Source organism: Collinsella sp. LCP19S3_C9, from assembly GCF_052121575.1.
In the GTDB taxonomy this organism is placed as follows: Bacteria; Actinomycetota; Coriobacteriia; order Coriobacteriales; family Coriobacteriaceae; genus Collinsella.
In genome coordinates this window covers 1-15,866 of record NZ_JBQKDZ010000011.1, presented here as the reverse complement: position 1 = coordinate 15,866, position 15,866 = coordinate 1, and the positions used below count along the sequence as shown (strand labels likewise).

General features: G+C 60.3%; 14 protein-coding genes. 2 read left to right on the top strand and 12 right to left on the bottom strand.

The window, feature by feature from the left end; genetic code table 11:
* Positions 1 to 134 precede the first annotated feature (134 nt).
* Entirely contained in the window at positions 135 to 731 is a 597-nt protein-coding gene (locus ACTQXI_RS06265; RefSeq protein WP_441049002.1) for a 5-formyltetrahydrofolate cyclo-ligase, read from the top strand.
* Between the two features lie 91 nt (positions 732 to 822).
* Here the strand turns inward: ACTQXI_RS06265 and metA are convergent, their stop codons facing one another.
* Positions 823 to 1,749 (bottom strand): homoserine O-acetyltransferase MetA, encoded by a 927-nt coding sequence (gene metA / locus ACTQXI_RS06260; RefSeq protein ID WP_427719472.1) that lies wholly within the window; start codon positions 1,747 to 1,749, stop codon positions 823 to 825.
* A gap of 211 nt (positions 1,750 to 1,960) precedes the next feature.
* Here metA and ACTQXI_RS06255 point away from each other — a divergent pair, with 211 nt between their 5' ends.
* Positions 1,961 to 2,938 carry an L-lactate dehydrogenase gene (locus ACTQXI_RS06255; protein ID WP_152067319.1) on the top strand — a complete coding sequence of 326 codons (978 nt, stop codon included), beginning with the start codon at positions 1,961 to 1,963 and terminating at the stop codon, positions 2,936 to 2,938.
* A 381-nt stretch (positions 2,939 to 3,319) separates the two neighbouring features.
* Here ACTQXI_RS06255 and ACTQXI_RS06250 read toward each other — a convergent pair whose 3' ends face one another.
* The 11 genes from ACTQXI_RS06250 to ACTQXI_RS06200 all read right to left on the bottom strand — a co-directional run bounded on the left by ACTQXI_RS06250 (position 3,320) and on the right by ACTQXI_RS06200 (position 15,483).
* A complete protein-coding gene (locus ACTQXI_RS06250; protein ID WP_427793944.1) occupies positions 3,320 to 4,288 on the bottom strand; it encodes an SIS domain-containing protein in 969 nt (322 codons plus the stop codon).
* Positions 4,289 to 4,432: 144 nt separating this feature from the next.
* Positions 4,433 to 5,188: a GntR family transcriptional regulator gene (locus tag ACTQXI_RS06245; protein WP_441049003.1), complete on the bottom strand. Its 756-nt coding sequence runs from the start codon at positions 5,186 to 5,188 to the stop codon at positions 4,433 to 4,435.
* A 2-nt stretch (positions 5,189 to 5,190) separates the two neighbouring features.
* On the bottom strand, positions 5,191 to 7,173 hold the full coding sequence (locus ACTQXI_RS06240) for a RecQ family ATP-dependent DNA helicase (protein ID WP_441049004.1): 1,983 nt from the start codon (positions 7,171 to 7,173) through the stop codon (positions 5,191 to 5,193).
* Positions 7,174 to 7,571: 398 nt separating this feature from the next.
* Positions 7,572 to 8,291: a GntR family transcriptional regulator gene (locus ACTQXI_RS06235; RefSeq protein WP_427719478.1), complete on the bottom strand. Its 720-nt coding sequence runs from the start codon at positions 8,289 to 8,291 to the stop codon at positions 7,572 to 7,574.
* 142 nt (positions 8,292 to 8,433) lie between these two features.
* Positions 8,434 to 9,441, bottom strand: coding sequence for a YitT family protein (locus ACTQXI_RS06230; protein WP_441049005.1), 1,008 nt, complete (start codon positions 9,439 to 9,441; stop codon positions 8,434 to 8,436).
* A gap of 206 nt (positions 9,442 to 9,647) precedes the next feature.
* Positions 9,648 to 10,277 (bottom strand): HAD family hydrolase, encoded by a 630-nt coding sequence (locus ACTQXI_RS06225; RefSeq protein WP_441015582.1) that lies wholly within the window; start codon positions 10,275 to 10,277, stop codon positions 9,648 to 9,650.
* Positions 10,278 to 10,433: 156 nt separating this feature from the next.
* Positions 10,434 to 11,417 carry an SIS domain-containing protein gene (locus ACTQXI_RS06220; protein ID WP_441049006.1) on the bottom strand — a complete coding sequence of 328 codons (984 nt, stop codon included), beginning with the start codon at positions 11,415 to 11,417 and terminating at the stop codon, positions 10,434 to 10,436.
* 198 nt (positions 11,418 to 11,615) lie between these two features.
* Positions 11,616 to 12,449 carry a PTS system mannose/fructose/sorbose family transporter subunit IID gene (locus ACTQXI_RS06215; protein ID WP_117855153.1) on the bottom strand — a complete coding sequence of 278 codons (834 nt, stop codon included), beginning with the start codon at positions 12,447 to 12,449 and terminating at the stop codon, positions 11,616 to 11,618.
* Between the two features lie 13 nt (positions 12,450 to 12,462).
* Positions 12,463 to 13,257, bottom strand: coding sequence for a PTS mannose/fructose/sorbose/N-acetylgalactosamine transporter subunit IIC (locus ACTQXI_RS06210; RefSeq protein ID WP_154518546.1), 795 nt, complete (start codon positions 13,255 to 13,257; stop codon positions 12,463 to 12,465).
* 36 nt (positions 13,258 to 13,293) lie between these two features.
* Positions 13,294 to 14,217: a PTS mannose/fructose/sorbose transporter subunit IIAB gene (locus tag ACTQXI_RS06205; RefSeq protein ID WP_441049007.1), complete on the bottom strand. Its 924-nt coding sequence runs from the start codon at positions 14,215 to 14,217 to the stop codon at positions 13,294 to 13,296.
* Between the two features lie 183 nt (positions 14,218 to 14,400).
* On the bottom strand, positions 14,401 to 15,483 hold the full coding sequence (locus ACTQXI_RS06200) for a DMT family transporter (protein WP_441049008.1): 1,083 nt from the start codon (positions 15,481 to 15,483) through the stop codon (positions 14,401 to 14,403).
* Positions 15,484 to 15,866 lie beyond the last annotated feature (383 nt).

The following is a 15,866-nucleotide window of genomic DNA, read 5'->3' as shown; positions in this document are numbered from 1 at the left end:
TTCGTCAAAACCCACGAAGGTGTCCATGAACTGCTCCCCTTGCGATGGTTTGCGTGGTGGTTTCGTCATTTGACCAGATAAAACCTACCAAAATAAACCTGTCCCTTTTTGGCAGGTTTGAGAGAGGGGCCGGGATGGATAAGGCCGAGTTGCGGCGGGCGGTAATTGCCCGGCGCGACGCTCTAGATTTGGATATGCGGGCGGCAAAGTCTGCTGCTGTATGCGCGCGGCTCGTTGAGTTGCTGGGCGGCTCGGGTCCCGTGGCCCCGCGCACCGTTGCCGTCTATGCCGCCATGGGCTCCGAGGCAGATCCTGCCGCGTTTGCCGCAGCGGCCGCAAAACACGGCTGGCGCGTGGCCTATCCGTGCATGTTCTCGGCAGCTGACACCGTGGCTTGTGGCCAGCGCATGTGCATGCGGGCAGTTGCTGCCGGCGATGCGTCCGAGGCCCCGTTTATCGCCCGCCCTACGCGGGCCTTCGCAGCCACGGACGTCGACAGCAGCCGCTTTCCTATCGTGCCTGCCGAGGCGCTCGATATGATCGTCGTGCCGCTCGTAGCCTTCGATCACACCGGCGCGCGCCTGGGCTACGGCGGCGGCTGCTACGACCGCTACCTGCCCACGCTCTCGCCCGCATGCCAAATCATCGGCATCGCCTTTGACGAGCAGCGTGTCGACCACGTTCCCACCGACACCCACGACCTGCCGCTACCCCACATCATCAGCGCCTAACCGCCGTTGTATCGCACCCGCAAGATGGGCATCCGAAAATCCACGCCCGTCACGCCGCAGCCGCAGCCACAACCGCAACCGCAGCCGTAGCCTAGTGCTCCTCGCCGGCGCGGGCCAGGTCGTAGGGCGTGGTCTGGTAGACGTAGTAGTTGAGCCAGTTGGTGTAGAGCAGCTGGGCCTGGCTGCGCCAGACGTTGCGCGGCTCGGCGGTGGGGTCGTCACCTGGGAAGTAATGCGCCGGCACCTGGGGGTTGAGCCCGCGCTTCACGTCGCGCTCGTACTCCAGGCGCAGCGTGTCGGTATCGTACTCGGGATGGCCAAAGACAAAGAAGCGGCGACTGTCGGTCGACTTGACGATGTACAGGCCCACCTCGTCTGATACGGCCACGACCTCAAGCTGCGGCTCGGCCTCCACGTCCTCGCGGCGCACATCGGTATTGCGTGAATGCACGGCATAGAAGCGGTCGTCAAAGCCGCGGACCAGCGGGCTTTGCGGCTTCACCAGATAATGCTCAAACACGCCGCTCGCCTTGGCCGGCAGGTCGCACTTCTGGATACCGTAATGATGGTAGAGCCCTGCCTGTGCACCCCAGCAAATATGCAGCGTAGAGTGCACGTGCGTGGTGGACCAATCCATGATCTGGCAGAGCTCGGGCCAGTAGTCGACCTCCTCGAACGGCATCTGCTCCACCGGCGCGCCCGTGATGATCAGGCCGTCGTAGTGGATATCGCGGATGTCGTCGAACGTACGGTAGAACGTCTCCAGGTGGCCGGCACTCACGTGCGTGGCCTCGTGCGTCTTGGTGCGTAGCAGGTCCACCTCTACCTGCAGCGGCGTGTTGGAGAGCTTGCGCATGATCTGCGTCTCGGTGGCGATCTTGGTTGGCATGAGGTTGAGGATGAGCACGCGCAGCGGACGGATGTCCTGGTGCAGCGCGCGGTACTCGGTCATGACAAAGATGTTCTCGCTCTCGAGCTGCGCGGCGGCAGGGAGGGCGTCGGGGATGCGAATGGGCATGGATGCTCCTTACGAGTCAGTTGCAGCTATGGTACAACGAGCGGCCCCATCCGCGCGAGTGCATCGCCCCGAGACACCGTCAGCGGCCCAAATCACTCCAAAAGTAGAGATTAAGGCATGTCCCAAAAATCTACGGCGCTTTAGCCTAGCAAAGTGGCAGCAGGACGCTACAATGGTTCGATGCGAAAAACTCGGCCGAAAGGATATGAATATGTACCAGACGCGTAAGATCGGTGTGGTCGGCCAGGGCCACGTAGGAGCACATGTCGCCAACAGCCTGCTCATGCAGGGCATTGCCGATGAGCTGTACCTCTGCGATATCAACGAGGCAAAGGTGACGTCCGAGGTCCAAGACCTGCGCGACTCCCTTTCGTTTGTCCCGTACAACACCAAGATCGTCAACTGCTACGACCACTACGAGGAGCTGGCCTGCTGCGACGTCATCGTCAACGCCGCCGGCAAGGTCGCACTGGCCGCCGGCAACCGCGACGGCGAGCTGTTCTTTACCACCGACGCCGCCCGCACCTTTGCCAAGCGCATCGTCGATGCCGGCTTCGACGGCATCTTCGTGAGCATCTCCAACCCCTGCGACGTCGTGTGCACCGAGCTGTGGCACCTGACCGGCTACGATCCCAAGAAGATCATCGGCTCGGGCTGTGGCCTGGACTCTGCCCGCCTGCGCACCGAGATCTCCAAGAAGGTCGGGGTGAGCCCCAAGTCCATCGACGCCTACATGATCGGCGAGCATGGCTTTAGCCAGCTGGCCGCCTTTAAGGCCGCAACCATCGCCGGCAAGAGCCTCAACGAGCTTCAGGCCGAGAACCCCGACAAGTACGCCTTCGACCACATGGAAGTCGAGGAGCTCGCACGTAAGGGCGGTTATGTGACTTACGCCGGCAAGCAGTGCACCGAGTACGCCGTTGCCAACTCCGCCGCGCGCGTCTGCGCCGCCGTGCTGCACAACGAGCACGCCGTGCTTTCGGCCTCTACGCTTATGACCGGCCAGTATGGCGAGGAGGGCATCTTTACCTCCCTGCCGTGCGTGATCGGCGCCGAGGGCGTCGAGGAGGTCTACACGCTCGACCTTTCCGAGCACGAGCTCGAGGGCTTCCACAAGAGCTGTCAGCATATTCGCGACAACATCGCCCAGCTCGACTGGTGGGACGCCGAGGCCTACGACGCCAAGTAGTCCGCCGGTTGATGCGACAACTCACTCATACGGACACAATGTAAAGCGGGCCGCGCCGGAAACCCACCGGCGCGGCCCGCTTTTTGACTCACGCGACACGCTTGCAGATTTAGGTCTAATACTTTTCCCGAAAAGTGAACGAGCAAAAACGAGCCCCCGAAGCATCGGCACTTTGTGGGGACCATTTCCTGCAGTTTCATTAAGATTTTCCTGCTGTTTTGGCGTCAAAAAATGTCGATGCTTCGGGGGTCAAAAATAGGTCGTTCACTTCTCGAGAAAAGTATTTGACTTCGTTTTTCGACAAACAGAAAGGGGCGCCGTGACGCAAACGGGGCCCGCGCTTGGCGAAGGCCCCGTCATGAAAATCGCGTTCCCCGTTACCTAGTACCGCTCGACGCCCATGTAGCGGCGAACCTCGGGGCTGTGGTCAAATACCTTGCCGCGGGCGGCGCGCAGCTCACAGCTCATCGCATAGAAGAAGATCGGCTCCAGGTACGAACGCACGCTGGCAGGCACCTCGCCCACGCCGTACTCAAGCGCATCGAGCACCATGACTGTATCGGTGTGCGTGTTGAGAAATGCCAGTGCGCGCTCCTCCATGGGGCGGCACTCGCCAGCGCCAAGCTGCACAAAGTAGAAGACGCCGGGCTCGGTAGCCTCGAAGGGACCGTGGAAATACTCGCCGGAGTGGATGTAGCAGCAGTGCTGCCACTGCATCTCCATGAGCGAGCAGATGGCCATGGCGTAGGTCTGGCTAAAGTTGGGGCCGGAGCCCAGGATATAGAAGAACTTGTGCTGCTGGCAGAGCTCGGCAAAGCGATCGCCCAGCTCGGCGTTGACCTTCTCGCGGGCAGCGGGCAGCAGTGTGTCCATCTGCTTAAGGCCTGCGTACATGTCGGCGAGCGCCTCGTAGCCCTCCTGCTGGTCGAGCAGCTCGGCGGCGATCAGAGCGCCGATGCCCTGCGGAACTTCGGCCTGCGACTCGCCCTTGCCCCACGGGTAAACCCAGGTGGTCCACTTGCCGTTATCGATCTTGGAGCCCGCGTAGTCAGTCATAGTCACGACCTCGGCACCGGCGGCCAGCGCCATCTCGCAGCCGTCGACGACCTCTTGCGTGTTACCGCTGTGGCTACAGGCGATGACGAGTGACTTCGGCCCTAGGCTCTTGGGGGCCATAAGGCAAAACTCGCGCGCCGTGTAGACCGTCGAGGTAAACGTGGTTGCCTCGCGCTTGAGCAGCTCATTGGCCGGCATAAGGTCAATCATCGAACCGCCGCAGGCGATCCAAAAGACATTCTCGATCTTACCCTTGCGCTCGATAATTTCCTGAACCAGATCGTGTGCGTTCACGGTGACGTTCCTCCCTGTGTGGCGGCTTTGAGCGACGAAAGCTCGTACCTGCGGTCGTTCTATGTTGTCCTATTTATAGCACGCAAGCTGTCGCAGGTGAATTCATTTCACCAAACTTGTTCTGCATTGTTCTATCTATGGACGTTAGATGTCGAACACGTAGCGCGACCCCACGATCTTTTGGCGCCCGAGCAGCAAGGGCCGCTCGTCCGCATCGGTAAAGTACGCCTCCATATAAAAGAGCGGCTCGCCGACCGGCACCTCCAACAGCGGGGCCGTCTGAGCATCGGCGAGCGCGATCTCCACGGTACAGGGATCGGACTTGAGCGGTGCGCGGCCCGAATGCACGGCAACAAGCGCAAAAATCGAATTGTCGGCGAGGTCCTCGTCGGCAAGCTGCTGCAGATAGGGATGGTCGGCCAGCACAAAGGCGTTGTTCTCGAGCATGACGGGCACGCCATCGGCCGTGCGCACGCGCTCGACCACGATGAGCTCGCAGCCGGGTTCCACGCCAAAAAACGCCGCGTCCTTGCGCGTCGCCGCAACCACCGTGCGCGATACCAGGCGCGCTCCGGCCGCCATGTCGTTGGCAGCGCAGGCCTCGGTAAAACTCTGGACGTCGCCTTTCTGGACAATCTTGCGCTTGAGCTTGGGCGCACACACAAACGTGCCCCTCCCCTGCTGACGGTTGAGATATCCCGCGCGCGACAACTCCTCAATGGCGCGACGCACGGTAATGCGCCCCACGCCGTAGGACTTCGCGAGCTCCATCTCGGAAGGAATGCGCGAGCCGGCAGCGTACACGCCGCGCGCGATCTCGCCCTTTAGGTCGTCCATAACCTGCTGGTACAGCGGCACGGCGGACACGTCAGTACGGTCGGTCCTGCTATCGGCTGCCATCGTTACGCTCCATCCCGTGCATGCTCGGATTCAAACTCTTCAATCGCCGCCATAAACTGCTCGCCAAAGGCGTCGGCTTTTTTCTCGCCAATGCCGTTGACCCGGATAAGCTCGTCGCGCGTCTGAGGGCGCAGGCGGCACAGACCGCGCAGGGCCTTATCGGAGAAGACCATGTACGGCGCCATCTCCAGCTCGATCGAAATCTCCTTGCGGAGTGCCCGCAAGCGCTCGAACAGCTCGGCATCGTCGCCCACGCGCGGGCGCTGATCCAGCTCGGCCTCCTCGCGCAGCAGATCCACCGCACGGCGGGCGCGGGCCGAGGCCTTGCGCTTGGATGCACGACGCTTAACGGTAAAGGCAAACGCCTCGTCCTCGACCTCGCCGGCACGCGGGCCCAGCCCCACGACCGGGTACTGTCCCTGTGAGGTTGCCAAATAACCGCGGCCGCACAGCTGCCCGATGATGTCCTTGATGCGCCCGACCGATTCGCTCGACAGCTCACCGTAGCCGCGGTCCTCGTCCAGATGCATCTGGCGAATGCGCTCGGTGTTGCCGCCGTGGAGCACGTCGGCGATCAGCGACTTGCCAAAACGCATGGGACGCGTAGCCACATAGCGCACGGCGGCGCGGGCCATATCGGTGACGTCCTCGACCTCGAACTGCGTGAGGCAGTTGCTGCAGTTGCCGCAGCCCACGGCGTCGTCCGTGGCGGCACCGCTAGCACCGGCTGCGGCGGTATGCTCGGCCGCAGCCTCGTCGCCAAAGTAGCGCAGTATGTATTCGCGCAGGCAGCCGGTGGTATTGCAGTAGCCCTCCATCTGGCTGAGCAGGCGGTATCGATTCTGGAGCGCCCACGCGCGTTGCTCGTCATCGAGCGCCTCGTCGGCAGCATCACCGCGGTCGATCAAAAAGCGACGCATGCGAAAATCATTGCCGTTCCACAGCAAATGGCAGCTGGCTGGGTCGCCATCGCGGCCGGCGCGGCCCGCCTCCTGGTAGTACGCCTCGATGCTCTCGGGCACGTTGTTGTGAATCACGTAGCGCACGTTGGGCTTGTCGATACCCATGCCAAAGGCGTTGGTGGCAACCATTACCTGGATATCGTCGTCGATAAAGGCGCGCTGGCTTTGCCGGCGGGCGTCGTTGCCCATGCCGGCATGGTAGCGGCCAACGCGAATGCCGCGGGAGCCCAGCGCCTCGGCAAGCCCGCTTGCCAGCGCATCGACGGTCTTGCGAGTCGAGCAATACACGATGCCGCTTTCACTCGAATGTGCGATCACATAGTCGCGCACCCACGCGGCCTTGGCCTTGTCGCCCATCTCCTCGCAGCCAAAGTAGAGGTTCTTGCGATCGAAGCCCGTCACCACCGTCGCGGGGTTTTGCAGGCCGAGCATCTGCTGAATGTCCGCGCGCACGCGCTCGGTCGCCGTAGCGGTAAAGGCCGCCACGATGGGGCGCTGCGGCAGGGAATCGATGAACTCGCGAATCTGCAGGTAGGCGGGACGGAAATCCTGGCCCCACTGGCTTACGCAGTGGGCCTCGTCAATGGCCACGAGCGGCACGCCAATGCCGGCGGCGGCCGCGGCCTCCCGCGCAAAAGCTAAAAAGCGCGGCTCGAGCAGACGCTCGGGCGCCACGTACATAAGCTGGTAGCGGCCCTCGCGCGCCCGCTTGAGCACGGTGTTTTGCTGGGCCGGAGTAAGACTGGAGTTGAGATAGCTGGGTCGCGCACCCGCCGCGAGCAATGCACGGGTCTGATCCTCCATAAGCGACAGCAGCGGACTCACCACAAAGGTGATACCGGGCAGCATGAGCGCGGGCACCTGGTAGCAAATGGACTTGCCGGCGCCCGTGGGCATAACGCCCAGCGCATCGCGGCCGGCAAGGATCGCATCGACCATGCGGTCCTGCCCCGGGCGAAACGAGGTGTAGCCAAAATAGGCGCCGAGCGTATCGAGCGCCATCTGCTGCATGCTATCGGTCATGGTTTCCTAACGTCCAAGTCATCTGCCGCCGATTATACGCCGCCACGCGGACCGGTGCCGCACGGCTGCCGGCCACGGGCAATGTAATCCGATGGGAACGAGCGTGGATAATCTCCCACTTTGAACCCGTACACAGGCCAAAAACGGTGGGTAGTCATTGGGGACATTCTTGACAAGCGCGGAAACGTCGCTGGTTGAGCATAAGTCAGCGAAAACGCCCCTAAGCGAGCAAGGTGACGTGAAAGAGGAGGGAAGCGTACTTTTGTACGCGACCGACGATTGAACGTCAGATTGCCGCTTAGGGGCGTTTGCAGCGTCGACCGGTCCGCCGTTCGTTAGAACGGCGGAACCAAAGGCGTAGCGTCAAGCCGTTACACGGTTTGGTAAAACCGCGTAACTTATATGACCATGACGTAGCGGCTGCCCACGTAGTACTGCTTGCCGAGCAAAACCGGCTCGCCATTGGGACCGGTAAAGCCGGCACGCAGGTTGAGCAGCGGATCGTGCGGAGCGATGCCCAGCTCGGCCGCCTGCTCGGCATTGGCGCGAACGGCCTCGACCGTGCGGTAGCCAACCGAGGCAATCGGCGTTCCACCAACACGCTCGACCTCGGCAAAAATCGACTTGTCCTCAAGATCGGCCGTCAACAGCTCACGGTAGGCGTCAAAGGGCACAAAGATGTTCTCCTCAAAGATGGGCTCGCCGTCGGCCGTACGCACGCGCTTGATATGCAGCAGCAGCGCATCCTTCTGCAGGCCAAAGAACTCCATCTCGTTTTGGCGCGCCGGAACGATCTGGCGATCGATTACATGCGCGCCGGCCTTCATGCCATTGTCGGCACACAGCGCGGTAAACGTCTGCAGCATCGAGGCATGAAACTGGCGGTTGATGTGCGGCGTGGAGACAAACGTGCCACGGCCTTGCTGTTTAACCAGATAGCCATCGGAACACAGCTCCTCTACGGCGCGGCGCACCGTAATACGGCTCACCTCGTACTGCTCGGCAAGCTCAAGCTCGGACGGGATACGCTCCTTGGGTGCATAAACACCCTTCTCGATCGAATCCTTGATTTCGTCGTAAATCTGCTGGTACAGCGGCGCATTTTTGGGTGCAGGCATATCTAATCACTCTTATCGAAATATCGGAATAACAAATACGTATATAACGTCTATTTTTATGTTACCTCATAACGATAAAACGATACACCCTCCCTACCAAAAAGGGACAGGATTGAGCAGAGCCGGCAAAATGCCAAATACCTTACTTGCCGTCGTCCTGCTGCAAGCTGTCCTGTTCGCTGAGGCGCACCTGCCTGCTGGCCATGCGTGCGGGCTTGTCGGGATCGGGAACGGCCGTGGGCATGGGTTCGTCGACATGACCACCCCACCAACCGCCCACAAAGTTGAGCGTGTGGAACACGTTGATCACGGCGCCGGGATCAACCTCGCATACCAGCCTGATAATGTCCTGGCTCTCGTAGGTCGAGACAACGGTGTGCAGCAGGTACATCTTCTCGCGGCTGTATCCGCCGACGACCTCGGCGCAGCTAATGCCGTGCTGAAAATGGTTTACGTAGGCAGTCATGACCTCGTCTGCCTTACGCGTCGTGATCTGCAGCGTCACACGATCGTAGCGATGATAGAAACTGTCGATGGTCTTGGTCGAAATAAACTGGAACACAATGGAATACGCCGCCTTGTCCCAGCCAAACATAAAACCAAAGATTGCCAGGATAAAGCAGTTAAAGCCAAAGATGACGCCCCAGATGGTCTTGCCCGTGTGGTTGGAAACCCACAGCGCGATAAAGTCGGTGCCGCCGGTGGATGCGCCGGACTTAAGCGCGATGGCAGCACCCAGGCCCGAGACCACGCCGCCAAAAATGATGAGCATGATCTTGTCGCCCAAAAATGGAGCGAAGTGAAAAACGTTGAGGAACAGCGACGAGAGCACGACCTGCATCATCGAGAAGATGACGAAGCGCTTGCTAATGCCGCTCCAGCATAGGAGCGCCACGGGGATGTTGAGTGCGAGCATACCGAGCGAGATGTCGATGTGAACGCCGCCTAGCGAGGTAACGCGATCGAGAAGGACCGCGACGCCGGTAAGACCACTCGGAAGCAGGTCAGCGGGCCGAATGAACGCCTGGATCAGAAATGTCTGGAGAACGGCAGAGACCGTGACTGCCACGGCAGTAATGGCACGGCGGACGATGGTGAGGCGGCCGAGTACGAGCACGCGGTCCGTGAGCTGATCGATGGCATCCGCCACGCAGGCTCCTTTCGAAGGCAGATATAGTTGTGGGGCATGCCCGCGATTGTAGCATGGAGCGTGCGGGGGCGCCTCAATTCACCCTCTCTCGACAACCATCAGAAGGACCGTGAGGCCGCTCAAAAGAAAAACGCCGTGAAGAGAGCGATCCCTTCACGGCGAATTCGGCATTTGCCCAGATAAAACCTGCCAAAATAAACCTGTCCCTAAATGGCAGGTAGGATGTCACACAGATTGTCGATGACAACGTCGGCGGCAGACTGGTCCAGGTTGACGCCCTCGTGCGGACGCAGCGCCAGGACGCGGGCGCCAGAGCGCTTGCCAGCCTCGATGCCCAGAGGCGAATCCTCGATAACCAGGCACTCGGAAGGCTCCACCCCCAGCGCCTCCATGGCACGCTGGTAGATCTCGGGGTCGGGCTTAAACGCACTGCACTCGTGACCGCTGATGGTGTAGTCCAGCACGTCGGCGATGCCGGCAATCTCCACCAGCTCGTCGATCAGCTCGCGATAGGACGAGCTCGCGATGGCACACTTCACGCCGCGCTCATGCAGCTCACGCATCACCGGCTCCGTCTGCTCGTTGAGAAGCTCGGCATACGGAACGGGGTGGTGCGGGCTGTAGACCTGCTTGTACTCCACGCGCAGGCGCTCACGCAGCTCAACATCGTCGGGCACCAGCGCCTTCCAAATGGCCGGCTCGTTAGACCCCGAAAGGTCGGGGATCTCGTCAAAGTGGAACCCCTTCTCTTCCATAAACGCCACGCGGCGACGGTTGTAGAACCACTCGGTATCGACCAGCACGCCGTCCATGTCAAACAGCACTGCCTTGATCATACGCATCTCCTTCCACCTGCCAAAAAGGGACAGGTTTATTTTGGTAGGTTTTATCTGGGGTTTGCGGCGCGACAAACACGCCCCCAAAGCAAAAAAGGGGACGGGGCGAAAACCCCATCCCCTCTCAATCAACCCGTAAGGTCTACTTACTTGTGATTAGTAGGAAAGCTTCCACATGTAGCGACGCATGGTCAGCGGGTGCTGACGGGCCTCGGCAATCTGGTTGCCGTACTCGCGCATCACGGCGAGGTGCAGCAGCGGGTTGAAGTAGGTGACGACACTCGCGGGCACGGCGTCAGCCAGGCCGTAGTCCTTGGAGTCGATCAGAGCGACCTTGGCGCCCATGCGCTTAAGGAAGGTGAGGGCGCGGGCGTCCATCGGACGGGTAGCGCCATCGGACATGAAGAAGACGTAGGGCTTACCCTCGGTGGAAACCTCGAACGGGCCGTGGAAGTACTCGCCGGTGTTGTAGGCGGCGGCGTCGATCCACTGCATCTCGGTGAACAGGAAGGCGGCGTGAGAATAAGCCATCTTCTCGGAGGCACCGGAAGCCATGAAGTAGATCATCTTGTCGTCCTTGAAGTCCTGAGCGAACTGCTTGGCAAGACCCTTGGCAGACTGAGCGGCGTTCTCGCAGAGGTCGAAGACGTTGGTGAGGCCGGTGATCATGTCCTCGTAGTGGTCATAGCCCTCGGTCTGCTGAAGGATCTCGAGAGCAAGAGCGATGGCATAGCCGGGCTTCTCGCACTTGGCAGCGTAGTTGGCGTGGAAGCCGTGGATGATGACGTGGTCGGCGTCGACGGTCAGAGCGGAGCCGGCCTTGTTGGTGAGGGAGACGACCGGGCAGTTGTGCTTCTTGGCGGTCTTGTTGGCCTCGACGGTCTCGGGCGTGGAGCCACCGAGGGAGCAGGTGATCACGAAGGTGTGCTCGTTGACCCAGGAAGGCGTGTCGTAGTTGAACTCGTTTGCGGTGAAGATCTGAACGTTCAGCTTGTCCGTGTTGTTGGCCAGGAAGTACTTGGCGGGGTAAAGGTCGGACATGGAAGCGCCGCAGCCAACGAAGGCGACGCTGTGGATCTCGTGGTTGGACAGGACATCAGCGACGATCTGCTTAGGGAGGTTAAGGTCGATCTCGTACATCTGACACATTCCTTTCGATTTTTGCGGCGCCACTTTGCCGGACGTGCGCAGGATTACCGTGATTTGGACCGAGTCGCCGGCCCATTGAAGATGTGACATAGGGACTGTCCCTTTGACACATTTAGGGATGGGAGCCTGCCTGGGGTATGGGATGCCAGGCAGGCTCCCCGGGGAAAGCGGTTAGACGCTTGGGCGCGACTAGGCCAGGATGCCGGCCGCGGAGAGGGCGATGCCGCCCACGATGGCGATCACAAGAAGCCAACCGGTGTTGACGTTCTTCTTGATGAGCCAGTACATAAGGCCGGTGAGGCCAAGGGAAATCATCTGGGGCATCATGCCGTCCAGGATGTCCTGGATCACGACGGTGCCGTCAGCGAACTGCAGCGGGGTGGTGGCGCCGATCAGCGTAGCGATCATGCCGCCCACGGACATAAGACCCACGATGCCGCAGACATACATGAGCTTCTCCATGAGGTCGCCGCCCTGAAGCTTGCTCAGGTACTCGTGGCCGCCCTGATAGCCCATCTTGGCTGCGAACCACGTGATCAGCACGGAAGGCACGATGGAGATGAGCATGGCCAGGATCGGGCCCATGATGGAGCCCTGCTGAGCCAGCTGAACGCCCAGACCAAAGGCGATAACGCGGATGGTGCCCTGGAAGAAGGAGTCACCAATACCGGAAAGCGGGCCCATGAGGGAGGTCTTGACCGCGTTGATCGAATCGGGATCGAAGTTCTCGGGATCCTTGGCGTACTCCTCCTCCATGGAGGCGGCGAGGCCCAGGACGAAAGCGCTCGTCTGCGGAGTGCAGTTGTAGAACGCCATGTGACGGTGGTAAGCCTCTTTCTTGGCAGCGAGCTGCTTGGGGTCGGACTCATCCGGATAGAGGCGATCGAGCGTGGGAACCATGCCATAGAGGAAGCCCATGTTCATCTGACGCTCGTAGTTCCAAGAGGCCTGGATGGCCCAGGAGCGCCAGAAGAACTGGCTGACCTTCTTGTTCAGGGACACGTCCTTGGTTGCGGTTGCCATAGTGTGTTCCTCCTTAGTCTTCGTCGTCTTCGAGCGGATCGTAGTCGGAATCGACACCGGCGGCTGCATGGGAACCGTTGAACTTGAAGCCCATGAAGACGACAGCCAGGCACACACCGATCAGAGCGACCGCGATGACGGACAGGTTGAGGTAAGCGGCGAGCAGGAAGCCGATGAACAGGAACGGAGTCATACCCTTCTTGATCATCATGGTGAGCAGCAGGGCCAAGCCGTAGGCGGTCATGATCTTGGTCGAAACGTTAAGACCAGTGGACAGCCACTCGGGAACCATGTTGACGATGGCCTGAACCAGGTCGGTGCCAACAAAGACGGCGAGGAAGATCGGCAGGAAGTACATGACGGCGTACAGACCAGTGCCGACGCAGATGTGCATACGGTAGGCGGTCTTGAACTTTCCGTTATCGATCGCGCTATCTGCCACATGGGTGAGGGCGGCGATGATGGAACGGAACACGATGCCGAGGAGCTGACCCAGGACGGCGACCGGGATGGCGATCGTCATGGCGGTCTCGGCGGAAGCATCGGTCAGGCACGCAAAGGCAGCGGCCACGATGCCGCCCAGGACCATATCGGGCGGAACGGCAGCACCGACCTGCACCAGGCCCATGGACACGAGCTCGACGGCGGCACCGACGGCAAGGCCGGTGGGCACATCGCCCAGCAGCAGACCGACGAGCGTAGCGCCAACGAGGGGCTGCTCGAAGTTAAGACGACCGAGCAGGCGGGAGTCCCACATGCAGAACACGCCGACGAGGCCGACGAGCACCGCACTGATGAACGTATTCATACCCTTCTCCTTTCAGTCAGGCAAAAGCCTGGTTGACTACAGCTTGGCGTCGATGTCGACGCTCTGATACGTGGGGGTCTGCTGGACATAGAGCTTGATGCCCATGTCGAGCAGCTGGTTGATGTCGGCCTTCTGCGTGGCGTCGAAGAAGACGGAGCTGTCCTTGCCGCCGACCTGATCGGCACCGTCGTGGTTGGCGGTGGCGCCCAGGTTGATGGCGTCGAGCTTGTAGCCCTGGCAGAACTGCAGCATCTCGGCAGTGTTGCCAAAGACGAACATGACGCGCTCGCCAAGGGTGTTGAGCTTGTCCATCTTGGCGAGGGCGCGCTCGACGGTGAAGACGTTCAGGCGCACGCCCTGGGGCTTGGCCAGCTTAAGAGCGCCCTTCTTGATGTCATCGTTGGCGGCAGCGTTGTCGACGACGATGATGCGCTCGGCCTGAACCTTGGTGGTCCAGGTAAAGACGACCTGACCGTGCAGCAGACGGTAGTCAAGACGTGCGAGGACGATCTTGGCGGGACCGGAGCTGTGATGGGACGCCTTGGCCTTCTTGGCGGGAGCCGCGACGGCCTCGACCGGTGCGTTGGGGTTGGTCAGACCAGTGCGGGCCTCGTTGATGAGGGCCGCGAGCTCGGTGCCCTTGACGGGGGCGGGGCTCATAGCGAGCGTGAGCGCCAGCGGGATGTTGAAACCGCTGACAACCGTGAACTTCGTGCCGTTCTTGGAAAGCTCGACCATGCTGTTGTTGACCGAGCTGCCGAGCATATCGGTCAGCACATAGACGGTGTCGTCCGCGTTGAACGTGGCGATCATGGCGTCCACCTTATTGGTGATGGGCTCCTTGTCGTCACGAGCAAGCGACACGACGTGGACGTTCGACACGTCGCCGAGAACCATCTCGAGCGTGTCTTTGGCGCCTGCGGCCAGGCCGCCATGAGATGCGAGAATGATCTGATTCATCTTGCCTCCTCCTTTTCGTTATGGTCATTATAACGTCTTATACGCTACTTACATTGATAATTAGTATAAAGACCGTTCGCGGTTAAAAATCGACCGTTTACGGGTTTAACGTACTCGAAACGTTGGGGCTGGGTAGGCGGGCACTGGCTGGATAACCCCAGGTCGGATGCCGCACGCAATTCCCTATCGCACGAAGTACCAGGGACTTTCCTGTACGGTGGGCTCCAGCGCGATGCCGGTGCGTTCCTTAAACAGATCCATGTCCTGCGATTTCTCCGTCCACCACGCGTTGGGCTTAAAGGTCATGCTCTCAATGACATGACCGACAAACACACTGTTGCGCAGCCTGGAGAAGTCGGTGTTCATGATCAGGATGGACGCGAGCACCAGCACGATGCCCAGGACCTTGATCGCGCCGGCGGGCTCGGCGTAGACACCAATGCCCAGCAGTACGGTGACAACTGTCTCGAATGACATTACGACGGGAACTTTCGACGTCTCGAGCCCCATGGACAGACCCTGCATATATAAGATGTAAGCCACGGCTGTGGGGATGAGTCCAAAGCCAAGGAACAACAGCAGCAGCTGTGGCGACATTGCCGCGGCGACATCCGGCCACGGAGCCGCGATAGCTGCCATAACCGCACCGCCAAAAACAAAGCCCCAAAACGTGACAGCCAGCGGGTGGACCGTCTTGGTTGCTATTCGGCTAAACACCGCGAGCGACGCACCACAAAGGCCTGCAATCACACCCGACGTGACGCCCCAAACCGAAAAATGAAAACCGGAAAGGTCGCCATTGGTCACTGCAAGCACGCAGCCAACGATGTTAAAGACAATGGCAACGAGCTTGTTAGGGGTCACGTCCTCGCGATAAAGCACGCGGCCGAGCATGACGCCAAACACCGGCGAGGTGTAGAGCAGCACCGAGGCCGTGGACATGCCCACCTCGCCCATGCACTCGTAATAGCAGGTGTTGGCGGCGGCCAAACCGACGATACCGACAAGCGCGCAGGGAACAAGCTCTTTAGGGCTTGCCTTGAACAGGGTCAGCGGACCCTGAGCCACGGTAGACCCCTCACCCGGGCGGCAGCCCATAAACATCAGGACCGGCGCCAAGATAAGCGCTCCGACCAACAAGCGAAAGGCCGCCATGCTCTGAGACGAAACACCCATGGCCGAGATGCCGTTTACAAAGATTCCGATGCTGCCCCACATAAGCGCGGCGATCAGCACCAGCACATAGCCCAGATTGCTTTTCTTCAACGCAGCCTCCTCGGTATTGTTTCCAATATGTTTCATACTACGTTATAGTCGTTATATACATTTTTCAAGCCACAAATCGCCGAACGGAAAAATCTGCTCCCCTACATACTCATTGGGGACGTACTTAAACGACTAGTCATTGGGGACGTTCCTGAATGACTAGTCGTTTAAGAGCGTCCCCAACGACTAGGACTGTCCCCAACTGCCGGCAGAAAGGGAACGTCCTCAACTGCCACATCTGGACCAAGGCGACGCCGATGCTTTGGCAACGTCAGACACTATGACCCAATCCGAGGGCACTAAAAAGATAGGAGCCCCCGCTCGTGACCGCGGGTCGGGGCTGCGACAATGATGTTGAAGTGCCATAGGCGCAGCCGCGCCGC